General features: G+C 34.7%; 18 protein-coding genes and 1 pseudogene. 5 read left to right on the top strand and 14 right to left on the bottom strand.

All coding sequences use genetic code 11. The features are described from left to right. Positions 1-9: 9 nt before the first annotated feature. The 6 genes from DJ93_RS14055 to DJ93_RS33205 form a co-directional block, all read right to left on the bottom strand. Positions 10-1,206: an ABC transporter permease gene (locus DJ93_RS14055; protein ID WP_042981460.1), complete on the bottom strand. Its 1,197-nt coding sequence runs from the start codon at positions 1,204-1,206 to the stop codon at positions 10-12. A 15-nt stretch (positions 1,207-1,221) separates the two neighbouring features. Further along, a complete protein-coding gene (locus DJ93_RS14050) occupies positions 1,222-2,154 on the bottom strand; it encodes an ABC transporter ATP-binding protein (protein WP_042981459.1) in 933 nt (310 codons plus the stop codon). A gap of 138 nt (positions 2,155-2,292) precedes the next feature. Next, positions 2,293-2,949 (bottom strand): response regulator, encoded by a 657-nt coding sequence (locus tag DJ93_RS14045; RefSeq protein WP_042981458.1) that lies wholly within the window; start codon positions 2,947-2,949, stop codon positions 2,293-2,295. Next, on the bottom strand, positions 2,946-4,139 hold the full coding sequence (locus DJ93_RS14040; RefSeq protein WP_042981457.1) for a sensor histidine kinase: 1,194 nt from the start codon (positions 4,137-4,139) through the stop codon (positions 2,946-2,948). The genes DJ93_RS14045 and DJ93_RS14040 overlap by 4 nt, the downstream gene beginning before the upstream one ends. A 150-nt stretch (positions 4,140-4,289) precedes the next feature. Then, complete coding sequence (abc-f, locus tag DJ93_RS14035; protein WP_181969223.1) at positions 4,290-6,221, bottom strand: ribosomal protection-like ABC-F family protein; 1,932 nt, start codon at positions 6,219-6,221, stop codon at positions 4,290-4,292. Between the two features lie 72 nt (positions 6,222-6,293). Then, on the bottom strand, positions 6,294-6,428 hold the full coding sequence (locus DJ93_RS33205; protein ID WP_310593259.1) for an RAxF-45 family protein: 135 nt from the start codon (positions 6,426-6,428) through the stop codon (positions 6,294-6,296). 425 nt (positions 6,429-6,853) lie between these two features. Between DJ93_RS33205 and DJ93_RS14030 the strand changes: the two genes are divergently transcribed. Both DJ93_RS14030 and DJ93_RS14025 read left to right on the top strand, forming a co-directional pair. Further along, positions 6,854-6,976 (top strand): hypothetical protein, encoded by a 123-nt coding sequence (locus DJ93_RS14030; RefSeq protein WP_042981454.1) that lies wholly within the window; start codon positions 6,854-6,856, stop codon positions 6,974-6,976. A 136-nt stretch (positions 6,977-7,112) separates the two neighbouring features. Next, positions 7,113-7,889, top strand: coding sequence for a DUF4931 domain-containing protein (locus DJ93_RS14025; protein WP_042981453.1), 777 nt, complete (start codon positions 7,113-7,115; stop codon positions 7,887-7,889). 104 nt (positions 7,890-7,993) lie between these two features. Here the strand turns inward: DJ93_RS14025 and DJ93_RS14020 are convergent, their stop codons facing one another. Next, entirely contained in the window at positions 7,994-8,527 is a 534-nt protein-coding gene (locus tag DJ93_RS14020; protein WP_042981452.1) for a transglycosylase SLT domain-containing protein, read from the bottom strand. Between the two features lie 290 nt (positions 8,528-8,817). Here DJ93_RS14020 and DJ93_RS14015 point away from each other — a divergent pair, with 290 nt between their 5' ends. Next, positions 8,818-10,461 carry a polysaccharide deacetylase family protein gene (locus tag DJ93_RS14015; RefSeq protein ID WP_042981451.1) on the top strand — a complete coding sequence of 548 codons (1,644 nt, stop codon included), beginning with the start codon at positions 8,818-8,820 and terminating at the stop codon, positions 10,459-10,461. A 27-nt stretch (positions 10,462-10,488) separates the two neighbouring features. Here the strand turns inward: DJ93_RS14015 and DJ93_RS14010 are convergent, their stop codons facing one another. The 5 genes and pseudogenes from DJ93_RS14010 to DJ93_RS13985 form a co-directional block, all read right to left on the bottom strand. Next, on the bottom strand, positions 10,489-11,271 hold the full coding sequence (locus tag DJ93_RS14010) for a TatD family hydrolase (protein ID WP_042981449.1): 783 nt from the start codon (positions 11,269-11,271) through the stop codon (positions 10,489-10,491). A 709-nt stretch (positions 11,272-11,980) separates the two neighbouring features. Beyond that, positions 11,981-12,321 (bottom strand): annotated as a pseudogene (locus DJ93_RS14000) (YxeA family protein). Between the two features lie 152 nt (positions 12,322-12,473). Further along, positions 12,474-13,310, bottom strand: a complete 837-nt coding sequence (locus tag DJ93_RS13995; RefSeq protein WP_042981447.1) for a YitT family protein — start codon at positions 13,308-13,310, stop codon at positions 12,474-12,476. Between the two features lie 117 nt (positions 13,311-13,427). Then, the gene (locus DJ93_RS13990; RefSeq protein ID WP_042981446.1) at positions 13,428-13,757 is read right to left on the bottom strand and encodes a PH domain-containing protein; all 330 of its coding nucleotides are present in this window, start codon (positions 13,755-13,757) and stop codon (positions 13,428-13,430) included. Between the two features lie 160 nt (positions 13,758-13,917). Then, the gene (locus DJ93_RS13985) at positions 13,918-14,895 is read right to left on the bottom strand and encodes a LacI family DNA-binding transcriptional regulator (protein ID WP_042981444.1); all 978 of its coding nucleotides are present in this window, start codon (positions 14,893-14,895) and stop codon (positions 13,918-13,920) included. A 305-nt stretch (positions 14,896-15,200) separates the two neighbouring features. On the opposite strand from DJ93_RS13985, the gene DJ93_RS30570 reads away from it, so the two are divergent. Then, a complete protein-coding gene (locus tag DJ93_RS30570; protein ID WP_073530339.1) occupies positions 15,201-15,296 on the top strand; it encodes a DUF3948 family protein in 96 nt (31 codons plus the stop codon). 63 nt (positions 15,297-15,359) lie between these two features. On the opposite strand, the gene DJ93_RS13980 is transcribed toward DJ93_RS30570, so the two are convergent. Further along, positions 15,360-15,965: a lysophospholipid acyltransferase family protein gene (locus tag DJ93_RS13980; RefSeq protein WP_042981443.1), complete on the bottom strand. Its 606-nt coding sequence runs from the start codon at positions 15,963-15,965 to the stop codon at positions 15,360-15,362. A 336-nt stretch (positions 15,966-16,301) separates the two neighbouring features. Between DJ93_RS13980 and DJ93_RS32200 the strand changes: the two genes are divergently transcribed. Beyond that, positions 16,302-16,397, top strand: a complete 96-nt coding sequence (locus DJ93_RS32200; protein ID WP_082183413.1) for a DUF3948 family protein — start codon at positions 16,302-16,304, stop codon at positions 16,395-16,397. Between the two features lie 60 nt (positions 16,398-16,457). Here the strand turns inward: DJ93_RS32200 and DJ93_RS13975 are convergent, their stop codons facing one another. Next, positions 16,458-16,598 (bottom strand): YrzO family protein, encoded by a 141-nt coding sequence (locus tag DJ93_RS13975; protein ID WP_042981442.1) that lies wholly within the window; start codon positions 16,596-16,598, stop codon positions 16,458-16,460. Positions 16,599-16,613: the final 15 nt, after the last annotated feature.

The following is a 16,613-nucleotide window of genomic DNA, read 5'->3' as shown; positions in this document are numbered from 1 at the left end:
TTTCTCCTCCTATCTCGTACGTAAACGTAATGTTCCGATCATAACGGAGATAATTCCTGCACTACATAAACTGAAAATAACAGGGAGCAACATAGCCCAAGATGTTCCCGACATAATATTTAAAAAGCTCGTAAGTGCCCACTTATTCGGAGCAATATTCGCAACTGTTTGAAGTGTATCCGGAAATACGTAAATCGGTAACATTGATCCTCCTAATATAGCTAATAATTGAATACCGATTCCCCCCATTAAATCTGCCGTTTTTTCCTCATGAATAAAGGCTGCGATTAACATGGATAAACCGGAAACACAAATTGCATACGAAATCCCTAACACTACTATTTGAAACACGTCTTCGCCCCACTCCACATGAAACATAAAATATGTCGCAACTATAAACACTCCAAATTGTATGCAAGCAAATAGTAATGTGCCTAAAAATTTCCCGAATAAAATTGAAAACGAACTCGTTGGTGTACTGAACAACCGTGCCAATGTTTCCGTTCGTTGCTCTGTTACAACTGACTTCGCACCTACCGTTATGTTATATAATAAAAACATGACTAACATTGCCGCTGCATAATATTGCATCGCCGCAACTGTTTTTTTACCTATCGTTCCTCTTTCGATGTTATCGGCACTTGAAGTTGCTACTGTTTGTAAATTTCCACTTACCTCTTTTGCAACTTGTTCCACATTACTATGCTGAGACTTTGGTAATTCTGTTACAACACTTTTAGTAGATACCGCAACTGTTTGAACACGCTCTAAAAAAGAGCGAATCATCGATTCAGCAATTTTTGCTTGTATGTCTTTTGATGGATCTATAAGCACTTTTGGTTCTTTTAATTTTCCATCTTGCACTTGTTCGCTCCATTTATTTGGCATAACAATTCCTACATCGATTTTCTTTTCCTTTAACATACCTTTAAGCTCTTCCTGAGAATTAACTACCTTTACTTTCACATCATCTTTTATTTCTTTAGACTGCAATACATCTTTTTTAAAGACATCTGCAAACTCATCCGGTCCTTCTTGATAATAGCCTATTACCGTTTTCGGTAATCCTCCGTTATCAAATATGTTACTTAATGCGAATCCTAAAATAGCTGTTAATAAAAGTGGCATAACTAACATCATCATAAATCCACGCCGATCAATTAAACGGATTTTTAAATCTTTCCATGCAATAATGAAACTTTTCATCTCGCACTAACCTCCTTAATCACAAAGTGAACGTCCTGTTAATTGTAAAAAGAGTACCTCTAAATTCGGTTCTTGCACTTCCAGTTTTAAAATTTGAATTTTATTCTCAGCAACTACTGAAACAACTGTGCCAATTGCCTCTCCACCATTTAGTCCAATATCAATTGTGCTAGTATCTTCATCAAAAATAACCCGCTCAACAACAGGTAGTGCTTTCAGCTTTTGCAGCAGTTCCGTACTATAACGATTTAATTGTAATTTCACCATAAATCCATCTGTAAGACGGTTACATAACTCTCTTTTCGTTCCTAGTGCGATTACTTTCCCATGATCCACTATAGCAATTCTCTCGCATAAATATTCTACTTCTTCCATGTAGTGACTCGTATAAATAACGGTCATACCTTTCTCATTTAATTTTTTGACCGTCTCTAAAATATGGTTTCTTGATTGCGGATCAATTCCAACTGTCGGTTCATCCATAATTAATAATTCTGGTTCGTGCATAAGTGCCGCACCGATATTAATACGACGTTTCATTCCACCTGAAAATGTTTCAATTTTATCTTTTCCCCGCTCTTGTAACCCGACGTATGCTAGCACTTCCTCTGCTCGCTTCTTTGCAACCTTTCCACTTAAACCGTACATTTTTCCCCAGAAGATCAAATTTTCCTTTGCTGAAAGTGTCGGATATAGCGCGATGTCTTGCGGGACAATACCGATTTTCTTTTTCGCTTCTAATGGATACTCTTTTACAGATTTTCCGCCAACTTTTATATCACCACTATCGTATGGAATTAGCCCGCAAATCATTGATATCGTCGTTGATTTTCCCGCACCATTCGGACCAAGCAATCCGAATGTTTCGCCTTTTTTCACTTCAAAAGAAACACTCTTTACAACTTCCTTCTTATCAAATGATTTCGTAATATGATCTATGACTAACATATTGATTCAGCCCCTTTGTATTCATCTACACTCTCATTGTAGAAAAATTTCTTTTTCTCTCCATCACCCTTAAGATAGAAATACAAAATAAAAAAGCAGCAAATTCTGCTACTTTTTCACACTTATATATGCCAAAAGTCATGTGTACGTCGTAACGCCATACCTTACTGCGTATATCGCTGCTTGCGTTCGATCTCTCAGTTCTAGCTTACTAATTAAATTAGAAACGTGATTCTTTACAGTTCCCTCTGTAATGAATAGCTTTTCGGCAATCTCTTTATTATTTAAACCAAGTCCGATTTCCCTTAAAACATCTACTTCACGCTCAGTTAATTGTTCCAGTTGTTCTGGTGGGGTGTACTCTACTGCTACTTTTGTCTTTTTTAATTCCTTTACAATTTGTGCTGTTATATCTTGAGGAAGCACAGCGCCTCCACCGTGTACCGTTAAAATAGCTTGAACGATTGCATCTGTCTCCATATCCTTCAATAAATAACCGCTCGCTCCTTGCTCTAATGCTCCAAAAATAAGCTCGCTATCATTAAAAGTCGTTAACATAAGAACCTTTACATGAGGAAACTTTTCTCTAACTAAACGAGTTCCTTCAACACCATTCATACGAGGCATCCGAATATCCATCAAAATAATTTCAGGATTTAATTGTTTCACCTTTTGTACTACTTCATCCCCATCGCTAGCGGTCCCCACCACTTCAAGTTCAGAACGTAAATTTAATAACATTGCCAATCCATCACGAATCAGTGATTGATCATCAACAATCATAATTCGAATCATACTGCTCCCCCTATTACCCATGTTTTTTCTCGGAGTGGGAATTCAACCTTTAGGCGAAAACCTCTTTCTATTTCACTCTCAAATTGAATGATTCCACCATGCTCCTCTACACGTTCTTTCATATTAAGTAAGCCAAACCCGGGGCTTACTTCATTAACTCCTATACCATTATCCGAAATACATAACGTAACTTGTTCCACTGAACAAACTAAACTTACTTCACATAAACTGGCTTTTCCGTGACGCTTTGCATTTGTTAAAGACTCTTGCATAATACGGAGTAATGTAGGCTGTAGTGACAGCGGAATCGTAACTGGATCCCCTTGTAATTGAAAAGACACTTGTACTTTCGTCGCTTTAGAATATTCATGTAACATTTCACGCATATTTTCTATTATGTTTCCTAATTTACTTTCCTCTTTTAGAGCGTGCACAGAAGCTCTTACTTCTTGAAGTGATTTTCTAGCTAGCTCATGACATGTATGTAAAACCTCTTCCGTGGCGTCCGATTTTTGTTTCCATAAAGCCTCCGCCAGTTGCAACTGAACGAGTAAAGCTGTCATATTATGACCAACTGTATCATGAATTTCTCGGGCAATATCATTTCTCTCCCGAACAACAGTTAATTCCTCCACTTCTTTTGCATACAACTGTAATTGTTCATGTGCTTCTTTTAAGGCCGTATGTGATAATGCTAATTTTCCATATTGCTCATCTACTATTTGACGAGCGGCTGTAAGTTTTTTTATTAAATTTCCAGCTAAAGCACTGAAAAGAATAAACATAAAGTTAATTGCATTATTCTCAAACTCCACAATCCCTGTATGTTGATACGCGTGTAGTATATTTATAAGCCAACAAAGAAAGAAAAAAGCGATAAAAAAATAAGTCATACTTTTACGCCAATCATGAATAAATAATCCTACCGCATCAATTCCAAATATAATTAAATATAAACATGTCTCGGGAAATAAAAAGCCTAATAAAGCTGTGACAATTCCATTCGCTAACAGTGTATAAAAAACAAGTTGCCTACTCCCTTTTACTTTTACAAGCAAAATATGATTCACAATATAAATAAAAAGTGCAGTACCGACAAAAATTTGTAAATTTGCTGTTTCACGTGAAACATGATTTGCGTACACTAAACAAATCATAACGATTGTAGCAATCCGCGCATATCCTAACATAAAATTCTCCTCACGTTTTAGTAGCCTAAAGTTCATTTCCTTATCATGATAACAAGAAAATTATACCAATATTTCTTGTTTCGTTATACTAAAAAAAGAGCAAGCCCTCCCTCAAAATATGAGAAAATAACTTGCTCCATTCAGCACACTCTACTCCACAATATTCTCTAGCTCATTATATAACTCTGCTCGTAACAACTCTTTTTTCGTTTTTTCTTCGTACAATTGTTCCAGCTTTTCAACATCAACTACATGTTCCATTTTACATTCGAGTGCGTATATATCTTCTTCCACATGCATTAACTCGTTTTCGATTTCCTCTAAATTCCTAGACTCCTTCTTTTTTATAGGCGCTACTTCTACAACTTTCATCTCTCGCCTCTTCTGTTTTACTACTTGTTTCTCAATTCTTTCTTCCCATTTTTGACGAGCCCATGCATAGTTCCCTGCAAACTCAAATAATTTATGCTCATCAATCCAATATGTCTTTTCAAATAACTTATTTAAGAAATAGCGATCATGTGAAACAGCTAAAATAGTGCCATTATATTGTTCAAGGGCTTCTTCTAACACCTCTCTCGATTCAATATCAAGATGATTCGTCGGCTCATCTAAAATAAGGAAGTTAACATCTTGATACATAAGTTGTGCGAGCCTTAACCTCATTTTTTCTCCGCCACTAAGTTGAGTTACCTTCTTAAACACAGCAGGCCCATAAAATAAGAAACGAGCTAGTATATGCCTTGCCTCTCCTTCTGTTACGGCTACACACTCTCTGAAAGCTTCCAATACATTATTCTTCATATTCCCATACGCATGCTGCGATAAATAACCGATTTTCACACTACTACCAATTCGAATTTCTCCAGTATCTGGCTGTATTTCTTCTAATAATAATGTTAATAACGTAGTCTTTCCTGTGCCATTACGACCAACGATGGCCGCGCGCTCCTGAAAACGAACATGCAAATTGGCTTTCTCGAATAAAGATCGGTCAGCAAACCCTTTACTAACCTCTTTCATTACAACAACATCCTTGCCACTTCTCTCTTGCCCTTCAAACTGAAGTCCCATCTGTTTCCTTTCTAAAATTGGTCTCTTTCGTTTCTCCATACGCTCTAATGCGCGTTCCATATTTCTTGCTCTCTTATGCAATCCTTCATTCGGAGGATTTGCTTGATTTGCCCATTCCCGCAATCGCTTAATTGCTTCTTTCATTTTCTTTATTTTCTTTTGCTGTTCTTGATAAGCTTGAAATTCTTGAAGCAATCTTTCTTCTTTTTCCTCAACAAACTGTGAATAGTTCGTATGATATACGTGAATTTCTCCATCTTCTAAATCAAAAATTTTCGTTACAACTTCATCAAGGAAATAGCGATCATGCGAAATGACCATAACTGTTCCTGTATATTCTTTTAAAAATTGTTCTAGCCACTCTACTGCAAATAAATCTAGATGATTTGTTGGTTCATCTAACAAAAGTAAATCCGGCTTCTGCAGGAGCATATATGCAAGACTTACTTTCGTCTGTTCCCCGCCACTTAATTCCGTAAATGCTCGAGAAAACAGTTCCGTCACTTGTAGACCATTTGCCACCTTCATAATATTTGCTTCTATTTCATAGCCACCGAGAAATGCGAATTGTTCTTGTATCACCCCATATTTCTCCATCAGCTTTTGTAAAGAAGCTTGCTCTAGTTCTTCTGCCATACTTTTTTCTAACTGACGCATTTGTATTTCCAATTCTTTTTCCTTTTTAAAGGCAGAACTTAATACATCATATACAGTCATTTCATTATCAAATTTTGGAATTTGCGCTACATGACCAATACGTGTCCCTTTCTTCATATGAATGGCACCTGCATCTAAACTCTCAATTCCTGTTAAAAGTTGAAAGATTGTTGTCTTCCCACTGCCATTACGACCAACTAAACCAACACGTTCACCGTTCTTTATTTCAAGCGATATATTTTCAAATATGATGTTTCCACCAAATGATTTCGTTATATTGTTTACACTACAAATTGTCATTTTCCGTACTCCTTTCAATATAAAAAACCATGGGAAAGAAACGTTCCCCATGGTTTTTGGCATAGAAAAAGGAAGCCAAATAGCTCCCTTTTCACACGTTTATCAAAATGGGTGAAGAGATTTCTATCGTTCAATAGCTACTATGCAATTGCTAAAAAAGGGCAGACGTATCCCGTTAGCAACTACATCATGAAAAATCGCCTGACAAAAATAGATATAATCTAAAAATTTTGCACGCGCAGCTAAAGAACATTTCATCTCATTCACTCCTTTCGTACGGAATTTTATACTTACTTCTTTATTATACTTCCCCATTCCATGTTTGAATAGTCATTTTTCTGAAAATAATGAAGATAGACTAAACATTTCAACAAGTGACATCAAATCTTACAAAACTGTTATGTTCACGTAATGGAAAGCGATAGTACGAAAAGACGCCTCCCTATACAATAAAGATGTAAACAAGAGAGACAAACACAAAGAGGAAACAATCATGATGAAAGAAGTCATAAAAGCAATCTTTGAGGTATTAGTGAACGGACAAGCAGTTGTAAAAGAACTAAACGAACTATAAAAAGGAGTGAATGAATATGATGAACATGGTAAAAATGATTCTCCATGCTTTAATTGATGCAAAAGCAGTTAGCCAAAAATTAAACGAAAAATAAAAGGGGTAACCGAATATGAAGAAAGCCATTTTTGTAATCGCAAGTACAGCCATCGCTTTATACACAATAAAAAATAGAAAAAAGAAACAAAATGAAAATACTCCATATTATCCGTACACATTATTACAGAAAAAATAAAAGACAAGGTACCCTATTGTAATGAGGATATCTTGTCTTTTATTTTTTCTTGCTGTTACTCATAAAGGATTTCTCTCCCCTTTTCCCGAATGTATTAGACGGGAATTTCACATATATTTTAAAGGGGTATATACAAATGGATACACAACAACTTTATTTTTTAAATGATATTAGCAAACAAAAACCGGAAAGTATTCGTAATAAAAACACAGCCTGTCCTTTTTGTGACACGGAAAATCTTACTGATATTTTACAAACAGAAGGCACTATGACTTTGCTGAAAAATAAATTTCCTACATTAAAAGATACATTTCAAACTGTACTCATTGAAACGGATAATTGTGAGGATCATATTGCAACCTATACAGGAGAACATATGAAAAACTTAATCCGCTTCTCCGTTAAACAGTGGCTAGAATTAGAACAAAGTAATGAATTTACTTCTGTTATTTTATATAAAAATCATGGCCCATTTTCAGGCGGAAGTTTGCATCATGCTCATATGCAAATTATTGGTATGAAATATGTAAACTATCTCGAAAATGTAACAGATGAACACTTTCAAGGTATCATTGTACAAAAAAATGAACGCATTGAACTCAATATTTCAGAGCGCCCAATTATTGGTTTTACCGAATTTAATATTATTATTGAAGATGTGAAATATATTGATACAATGGCTGGCTATATTCAGCAAACTGTTCGTTACATATTAACCGATTTCCATAAAGGATGTAGCAGTTACAACTTATTCTTTTACCACCTTACTGGTAAGATTATTTGTAAAGTTGTTCCACGCTTCGTCGTTTCACCACTGTATGTCGGATATAAAATACCACAAGTCTCTACAAAACTAGAAGATGTGAAAATACAGCTGGCACAGTATTTCGCGACAAAAGGTGAAGAAAAATGAGTATTATAATAAGAAAAGCGAACATGAATGATATTCAATCATTAATTTCTTTACATATCTCCTTGTTAAAAGAAGTAGGTAAAATAGAGTAGGTGCCAATGCACCTACTCTTTCACTATACCTTTATTTCGATAGTATACGTCCTCTAGCCCAACGTTATACTTCATATTTTTATCAGTCCACTCTGGTCCTAAATTTCCCGGCCATCCAGATGTATTTGCTACATATTTTAATAATGCAAAATCAGTTAAACCTTTTTGCATCCCTCGTTTATACCCTTTCATTAAATGCGGCACTGCGATTTGAGCATTCGTACGTGGGTCCTTCAATTGATCATCTGTTAAATGATCTGGCGCAAGTCCACCACCGCGATGTAACTGAAATAATCCAAATGAAGTGCCATTATCTCCAACACTCCTCGGATTTAAACGACTTTCATGTTCGGCAATTGTAAGAGGTATCCATTCAGGAAGATTTACTTTCTTTGCTTCCTCTGTAATAATTTGTTTCATTTGTTTTGCTTCTTCTGAATCCACATAGCTTGTCTCGTTTATTAATTTCCCCATTCCTTCAGACTTTCCTTGGAAATACAAATAGACCCCAAGAACAACTAAAAATCCTACAAAGAATTTTTTCACTACCTCTACCTCTTTCTCCGCTGAAATTTGTCCCCTTTCAGCCTCGCCTTTACAATTACCTATATTCTATCATTCTCTTATTCTTCAATCATATCAAATACGCCTATATGTTAGCATCCTGCTTTAGACTGATTTTGTGAAAAATATATGGTAAAACTGTATGAAAAATGTAATATTTCTCTTTTGTTTAAAATAGTAAATTTCGGAATAAAATAAAATTACATAAACTATATACCTTTTTATATATAATCGTGATTTGAATTCTATATATTGAATAGGAGAATACTTACATGAAAAAATGGCTTCTACTCTTTTTCAGCATTTTATTACTCATCCCTATACATACATCCGCTCAAACGAAAAAAACACCACACGTCCTTATTTTATACAGCTCAGACAACAACCAAATCACAAATAATATACAGATTATTAATATCCAAATCGGACACTTTACAAATAATATAACAGTGAAAAGTGTGAAAGAAATGAATAAGGCTACTAACTCACCTACTTATACACATGTTGTTTACATAGGAGAGAAACAAGAGGAGCTTTCTTCTGAAGCAAAACAGTTTCTAGAACGTTTTTCAGGACCTGTACTCGCGCTCGGTCAAAATGTAGAACAACTACCGAATCGCTTTTCTTTTATTACATCGAACGAAACAGAGCTAAAAACTCGCACAATTGAATATCCAAAAAACAAGCTAAAAAATGAGTTACACGAAGAACGATTAATCAAGGAAATTAATACAAGTGGAACAATTCTTGCTTCTGCCTTAAGTGCTGACAGTACTCACCCGCTAATCGTACAACAAAAAGAATCATATTATGTTGCAACGTCTAACCTTTTTGATTGGCTATCTCATTATGTTGGCGAAGTGCTCTTTTCTTACTTCCAACAAAAACCTGAAACAAATAAGACCCTCGCTTACCTACGTCTTGAAGACGTTCATCCAGCTGCAGATATAAAACAATTAAAAGCAATTGCTGAATTATTAAAAGAAAAAAAACTTCCTTATATGATTACTGTAATTCCAGTTTATACAGACCCAAGCACGGGAAAAACGATACATTTAAAAGATAAACCTGAGTTAGTGGATGTTTTGCGCTTTATGCAAAATAACGGTGCTTCCATCATTATGCATGGGTATACCCACCAATTTTATGACAGTGAAACAGGGGAAGGATTTGAATTTTGGGATGTAAAAGCTGACCAACCAATTCGCCAATCAAAACGTGAAAAACCGAAAACAAAAGAGGATTTCCAATCACCAGAGGATTATAATGAGTATGTACAAAAAGGACAAATATTTGAAGAGAAGTATATTAAGGAGCATGTCGAAAAGGGAATCATGGAACTTGTAGACGCTAAATTATATCCAGTAGCTTTTGAAGCACCTCATTACACAATGTCCCAAAAAGGGTATGAAATATTGGCAAAATACTTCTCAACTTATGTAGGACAATTACAATTAGGCGATACAACCTGGAAATCAATGCATGCACCCGCCTATACAAGTACACCATCCTTTTTACATGGTATGAAATTAATTCCTGAAACAGTAGGATTTATAGAAGAAGGACAAACCCCTGCTAAAATGAACGAACGTGCAAAATCCATTACAAAGTTATCCGATGGAATAATTGGTGCTTTCTATCACCCTTACTTAGGCGTCGAAACTTTTAATGACGTAGTAAGTAACTTAGAAAGTATCCCAAACATAAAATGGATCGATTTACAAAAAGAATCAAACGAAGTAAACATGAAAGATATTCATATTACTACCAATAAAGATGGCATTCACATCCAGAGACCAACTTCTATCAATGATGTAATGAATTATGTAAAAAAATACGGGTTCTTCCTTGGACTTGGAATCATTGTAGTTGTTTGTATTCTTTTATTAAGACGTGCAAAAAAGTTAGAATCGTAAAGCGAAACTTAAAGAACCCCAAAGTAACTAGGCTTCGGGGTTTTCTTGTCTTTTTAAATAAAATCGTACTGTATTCTCATATATTTGCTCTGCAACTTTATTTACAGGTATGTTTTTTATTACACCAATTTCTTTTAATACCTCTCGAATCATATGAGGGTGCGTCATCGTATCCTCTTGAAATTCCCACGGTCCATCCGTTTCTACCATCATATATTGTAAAGGATAATATGAAACAATTTTTCTAATTTTCTCCTTATATAAAACATCCGGTGTAATGGAAATGTAATGGCCGTTGCTAATCATACGCTCCATCGTTTCTTCACTTCCTTTAAACCAATGAAAATGTGCACGTGAAATTCCATACTCTTCAAGTAAATCACATACAATATCAGCATCTTCATACACTGCATGTAACACAATTGGTAAGTTGTACTTACTAGCTAGTGCAACGAATTTTTTTAATACCTCTATATATGCCTCTAAATCAATATCTTTATTTTCTTGTCTTAAATAATATGGCAACCCTACCTCACCGATAGCAACGATCTGTTCTGTATGCTTCTCAATTAGTTTATAAATTTGTTCACAGTCTTCTTTATGAATTGCCTGCTCTGGATGAAAACCTACCGCTGGATATATAAAAGGATATTGTTTCGCTAAAGATACAGTTTCTTGGCACGATTGATAATTCATCGATACTGCAACGAGTCCCTTTATCTCTTCACTTCGCTCCACATCTTCAATTAATTTACTTTTTTCTGTATCCTTATATTGATCAACATGTATGTGACTATCAATCCAGTACATCCTTATCACCTCTTATACTCATTTTAATAAAAAAACCAAGAAAGGATTCCCTTCTTGGTTTTATAATCTATATTATTTAACAATTAAATTTGTTATGATATCAAATAAGCCAATACATACTACAGCAACAGTAAAGTAGCTACAGAAATCTTTTATTGGAAACTTCACTACTTCTTCTTTACGCATCCCATTCTTCTCCCTTCTTAATATATCCCTAATCAACTATTTATTTCTATTATGCAATAAAATATGACAAATATGCCATCGAATTAGCTTACGTAAACCTTACAATGTTGTAAGATTAAAAAAAAGAGCCTTATCTAAAATAACGATAAGGCCTATTTAATAGTTAGTTAGTTTTCAAATATTCTTCATCATTTCAAGACAGAAAGCAATATATTGTAGCTTTCTATCTATATTGTATTAAAGTTTTTCGGTAATAACTATCGAATTACATTACACATACCTTACAAATATGTAAGTCTACTGTAATGCAATTCGATAGTTACTCTTACATATATTTCGTACAATAGAGTCAGAAAGAGAATCAAATAAGAAGAAAATTCACCTAACAAAATCAAATTACTAGTAGCGAATTCTTCTTATATCTTTCACTTATGCTACTACAAATTTGTGTCCCCTTCCCCTTTATATAATAGAGAACCCCCAGCCTGTATAGGCTGGGGGTTCTTTCCTATCTTCTGTATCATTATCTCATTTCTAAAAGTTTACTTTTCGCCTGCACAGGAATACTTTGAACTTCAATCTCTTCTACCGATTCACCATAACGCCCTTTTGCAAAGATTTTCAATGCCTCATCTCTCTTTAACATATGTTTTACTGTTTTCTACCTTTTTCATCGTACGCAATAAACTCATATTCATACCAGTCATCACCTAGATGCTGCCCGATACTATTTACAATTGTATAGTATTCCTTCGTTTTATAAAGCGGATTATATTTATCAATTACCGGTCCAAGTTTTGTCGGTATCAATAACACTAATATAGTCGCCATTGCTATTACAATAATAAGGATCCTTTTTTTCATAATACTTCAGCTTCCTCCTCTACAGAATACACGTAGTCTTCTCTAAACTCATTTTAAAGAGAACACGCTTAAATTACCATTGAATCCCATTACATTCCCCTTACATTTTTGTAAGAATTAAAAAAAGATGAACGAATTTTCTCGTTCATCCTTTAGCTTGCTTTAAAACCGCCACCAAGTACATCTCGTACATCGTGAATGACAACGAAAGCATCTTCATCAACCCGGCTAATAACTTGCTTTAATTTCACAAGCTCTTGTTTATTAATAACGACATATAATACTTCTTTATTCTTACCAGTATATCCGCCACGTCCTTCTAATACAGTAACGCCGCGTGTCATGTTCTTTGTAATAGTTTCACGAATTAAATCCGGCTGGTTCGAAATAATAGTAACAGCTGTTTTCGTGTCCATTCCTTCTACAATGAAATCAATTACCTTCGCTCCGATAAATACAGCAACAAGCGTATACATCGCTTTTTCTTGTCCTATTATAAATACGGAACCAGCGATTACAACGATATCAATAATAAGTACACCTTTTCCAACGCTCCAACCTAAATATTGATTTGCTAGTTGAGCTAAAATCGCTGATCCTCCTGATGTACCTCCAGCTTTGAACATACAACCTAATCCGATACCTACAAATACACCAGCGAATAAAGCCGCTAATAGCGTATCACTGTTCACTTGATACTCAATATGTTCTGTAACATATAAAAACAAAGATGTTTCTACAATCCCTAAAATTGTATAAACCATCGTTTTCTTATCAAAAAATTTATAACCAATAGCTAATAAAATTGCATTCAAACCAAAATTCACAATTCCTGGTGACCAATCAAATAAATAATAGGTAACAACCGTTAGACCGATGATTCCACCTTCTGATAAACGGTTTGGAATAGCGAAGTAATTAATACCAATTGCAAATAGTAATGAACCTATTGTAATTAATGCGATTTCCTTCATACGTTGATTAACCATAGTTCATGCCTCCCCCCATTTGACATTGTATCACTATCTCCTAGAGGTTTAGAAGTGGTTTTTATTACGCATTTTTTCTCATAATAGCAATGTTATTATGTTTAAACAAACGTCTGATTAATTATTCATATTTGCTCTAACTGTTCGAGCAAATTGTCCCACATTACCTTTCTGAATATACTTAGCTGTCACCGTTTCATGATTGTAAGTAAAGACTAAATGTGGACGTAAATCTATGTCGCCTATATGCAAATACGAATACTCTTCAAACGTTACAGGATAGTACGGGAATTCCCCATAAAAAAGGAGACGCCTAGTGGTAGCAGCGAAGATTCCATGCCGATAAGATAAGGAAAAATCATCTTTCTCAAATACCCCTATCACAAAGGCTAAAATTTGTTCGTCATGCTCTACGTATTTTTTCATGCTTAATAAAAGTTCATTCATGCATATTCCTCCAAATTCTATTCATTGTTTTAACACTTGAAAAGAATCCATGGATTATTACATACCGGTGTAATTCCTTTATAAAGCATGAAACGCGTTTCCTGTCAAAGACATTTCAAAAAATAATCTGCTACGTGGTTATACACATAACGGATTCTAGTTAAACCGTAGAGCGTTCCACAAGCCTATAAGGAATTTCCACCTTTTCTTGTTTTGAACTCTCATCACTTACTTGTCTATAAAACATTTCAAAAGCTGTTTTACCTATTCCCTTTAAATTTTGATCAATAGTTGTCAGTTGTAATACTTGTGAAATTGGCTGATTATCAAAACCTATAATCGCTAAATCTTCAGGAACTTTTATACCTAATTTTTTAACTTCTGTCATAATCCCAATAGCAACTTCATCTCCTGCTACTATTAATGCTTCAGGAGGATTCTCCATCTCTTTTAGTTGATACGCGACTCTCACGCCATCTTCCAATGTAAAACATTCTGTAAAAATCCAATCTTCAATCACTTCTTCATCTATTAATTGCAATTGTTGTTTGTAAGCATCAAAGCGCTTTTTACTACTCGGCCCTAACTTTCTTCCCGTACAATATCCAATTTTTTTATAGCCTTTATTAATAAGATGATTCATCCCTAATTGAAAAGCATTAAAATGATCTGTATATACACTTGATATACTTTCAATATCATTTTCCTCACAAGCGATAACTGAGCCATATGTAGCGTACGGCTCTATAATTTCCCACTCATTAGCACGAGAACAAATAATAAGGCCATCCAATTGTTTTGTTTTCAACATATGTAAGCTTTTCATTTCTTCTTTTTTGTTGTAATTCGTTTGACAAAGAAGTACTCGATAATTGTGAGCTAATGCGACTTCCATCATTCCACCCACCATCGCATCAAAACACGGATGATTAATATAAGGTAAAATTACACCAACAATATTCGTTTTCCCTTTTGATAAATGAACAGCATTTGCATTTTGTGAGTAATTCAATTTCTCAACTATTTCTAAAACAACTTTCCTTTTTTCTTCACTTACATACGGATGATCATTTAACACCCTCGAAACAGTCGTAACTGAAACCCCAGCCATCTTTGCAATATCTTTAATATTAGCCATACACTCACCTCTACTTTTAACTTAATAAATCACATGAACATATGTCAAATCTTCTCATCATTACACCTTCATTCGTTTTTCTTACAAAAGTGTAATTTTCCTGTAAGCTAATTCGATAGTGACTCTCCGCAATATTTCATACAATTAAGTCAGAAACAGGGCAACAACCATTTGAAAAGGAGCGGATATATATGATGAACAAATTTAAAACGAACAATTTCTTAAATACAATGAGCATGGTATTATCCGCTCTTATCGATGCAAAAGCTGTTGCTTCTACATTAAACAAGTAAGGAGAATGTATTATGAATAACATCACTTTTAACAAATTAGATTTTTTAGGACTAGCTAGCGGCTCAATTCTTCTTACTACTTTCATTTACGCTGCTACGCTTGTATAAACTTTGTGTCTCCTTTCCCCTTTATATAGAAGAAGACGACCGTCTATGCCCGGTCGTCTTTTCTTATTTTTGATTCGGCTGTAAAACTTCCTTTAGTTCTTCAAACTTTGCATTTAATTGATCTGTCATCATTTTCATAGCCGTTTTTCGATCTACTTGTTCTCCAGCATCGATTTGAATTGGATCCCCAAAAACTAATTGCGCTTTTTTCCCTTTTATCAATTCTTTTATACTTGATGGACCAACATAAGCTGCTGGTACCAATGGAACGTTAGAACGCATTGCAATCGTAACAGCCCCAGCTTTTAATGAAACGTCTTCTGATGATCTCGTCCCACTTGGAAAAATCCCTACTACTTTTCCCTCTTTTAATAAACGCGATGGAATTTTGAGCGTGCTCGGCCCAGGATTCGCACGGTCTACAGGGAACGCATTTACATTTTTAAAAAACCAATTTTTAAATTTACCTTCAAACAATTCTTTTTTTGCCATGTAATGAATTTGAGTTGGATACATTCCTGCTGCTAACATTAAAACGTCCATAAAACTTGTATGTGTGCAAGCAACAACATAAGGGCCACCTTCCGGTAATTTCTCTCTCCCTTGTACTTCTACTTTCCCAGCCGTTTTAAATATATATTTCAACGAAAATGTAATTAGTTTATACATTCATTCCGTTCCTTTCTAAACATCCGAAGTGGAATCATATTCTTACAACGATTATAACACTAAGTTATAGTAGTTGGTAATAAAATTAAGTATTAATTGTTAAATTTCAATTCTTACAAAAGTGTAATTTTCCTGTAAGCTAATTCGATAGTGACTTCCCCCAATATCTTATACAATTAAGTCAGAAAGTAACAACAACCATTAAAAAAGGAGCGGATCTATATGATGAACAAAATGAAAACGAACAATTTCTTAAATACAATGGGCATGGTATTATCCGCTCTTATCGATGCAAAAGCTGTTGCTTCTACATTAAACAAGTAAGGAGAATGTATTATGCAAAACATCACTTTTAACAAATTAGATTTTTTAGGACTAGCTAGCGGCTCGATTCTTCTTACTGCTTTCATCTACGCTGCTACGACCCTATAACTTTGTGTCCCCTTTCCCCTTTATATAGAAGAAGACGACCGTCTATGCCCGGTCGTCTTTTTAAATTTTTCTTTCTTTTAATTCTTTTAAAAGCTGTATCAGTTCAGCTTGTTGTTTTATCTTCTTACGACCATTTCGATTAATTGCTGCAAGCTCGCAAGCGATTCCAACGGCAAAGAAAAACAATAAACTTTCTAACATGTAAAATCCTCCAAA

The organism is Bacillus clarus (assembly GCF_000746925.1).
Classification (GTDB): Bacteria; Bacillota; Bacilli; order Bacillales; family Bacillaceae_G; genus Bacillus_A; species Bacillus_A clarus.
This window is presented reverse-complemented; position numbering and strand designations above follow the sequence as displayed.

Excerpts from the sequence above, each read along its gene's own strand:
- DJ93_RS14055 (WP_042981460.1), bottom strand. The coding sequence starts at position 1,206 with ATGAAAAGTTTCATTATTGCATGGAAAGATTTAAAAATCCGTTTAATT.
- DJ93_RS14050 (WP_042981459.1), bottom strand. The coding sequence starts at position 2,154 with ATGTTAGTCATAGATCATATTACGAAATCATTTGATAAGAAGGAAGTT.
- DJ93_RS14045 (WP_042981458.1), bottom strand. The coding sequence starts at position 2,949 with ATGATTCGAATTATGATTGTTGATGATCAATCACTGATTCGTGATGGA.
- DJ93_RS14040 (WP_042981457.1), bottom strand. The coding sequence starts at position 4,139 with ATGTTAGGATATGCGCGGATTGCTACAATCGTTATGATTTGTTTAGTG.
- abc-f (WP_181969223.1), bottom strand. The coding sequence starts at position 6,221 with ATGGGGAACGTTTCTTTCCCATGGTTTTTTATATTGAAAGGAGTACGG.
- DJ93_RS33205 (WP_310593259.1), bottom strand. The coding sequence starts at position 6,428 with ATGAAATGTTCTTTAGCTGCGCGTGCAAAATTTTTAGATTATATCTAT.
- DJ93_RS14030 (WP_042981454.1), top strand. The coding sequence starts at position 6,854 with ATGAAGAAAGCCATTTTTGTAATCGCAAGTACAGCCATCGCTTTATAC.
- DJ93_RS14025 (WP_042981453.1), top strand. The coding sequence starts at position 7,113 with ATGGATACACAACAACTTTATTTTTTAAATGATATTAGCAAACAAAAA.
- DJ93_RS14015 (WP_042981451.1), top strand. The coding sequence starts at position 8,818 with ATGAAAAAATGGCTTCTACTCTTTTTCAGCATTTTATTACTCATCCCT.
- DJ93_RS14010 (WP_042981449.1), bottom strand. The coding sequence starts at position 11,271 with ATGTACTGGATTGATAGTCACATACATGTTGATCAATATAAGGATACA.
- DJ93_RS13995 (WP_042981447.1), bottom strand. The coding sequence starts at position 13,310 with ATGGTTAATCAACGTATGAAGGAAATCGCATTAATTACAATAGGTTCA.
- DJ93_RS13990 (WP_042981446.1), bottom strand. The coding sequence starts at position 13,757 with ATGAATGAACTTTTATTAAGCATGAAAAAATACGTAGAGCATGACGAA.
- DJ93_RS13985 (WP_042981444.1), bottom strand. The coding sequence starts at position 14,895 with ATGGCTAATATTAAAGATATTGCAAAGATGGCTGGGGTTTCAGTTACG.
- DJ93_RS30570 (WP_073530339.1), top strand. The coding sequence starts at position 15,201 with ATGAATAACATCACTTTTAACAAATTAGATTTTTTAGGACTAGCTAGC.
- DJ93_RS13980 (WP_042981443.1), bottom strand. The coding sequence starts at position 15,965 with ATGTATAAACTAATTACATTTTCGTTGAAATATATATTTAAAACGGCT.
- DJ93_RS32200 (WP_082183413.1), top strand. The coding sequence starts at position 16,302 with ATGCAAAACATCACTTTTAACAAATTAGATTTTTTAGGACTAGCTAGC.
- DJ93_RS13975 (WP_042981442.1), bottom strand. The coding sequence starts at position 16,598 with ATGTTAGAAAGTTTATTGTTTTTCTTTGCCGTTGGAATCGCTTGCGAG.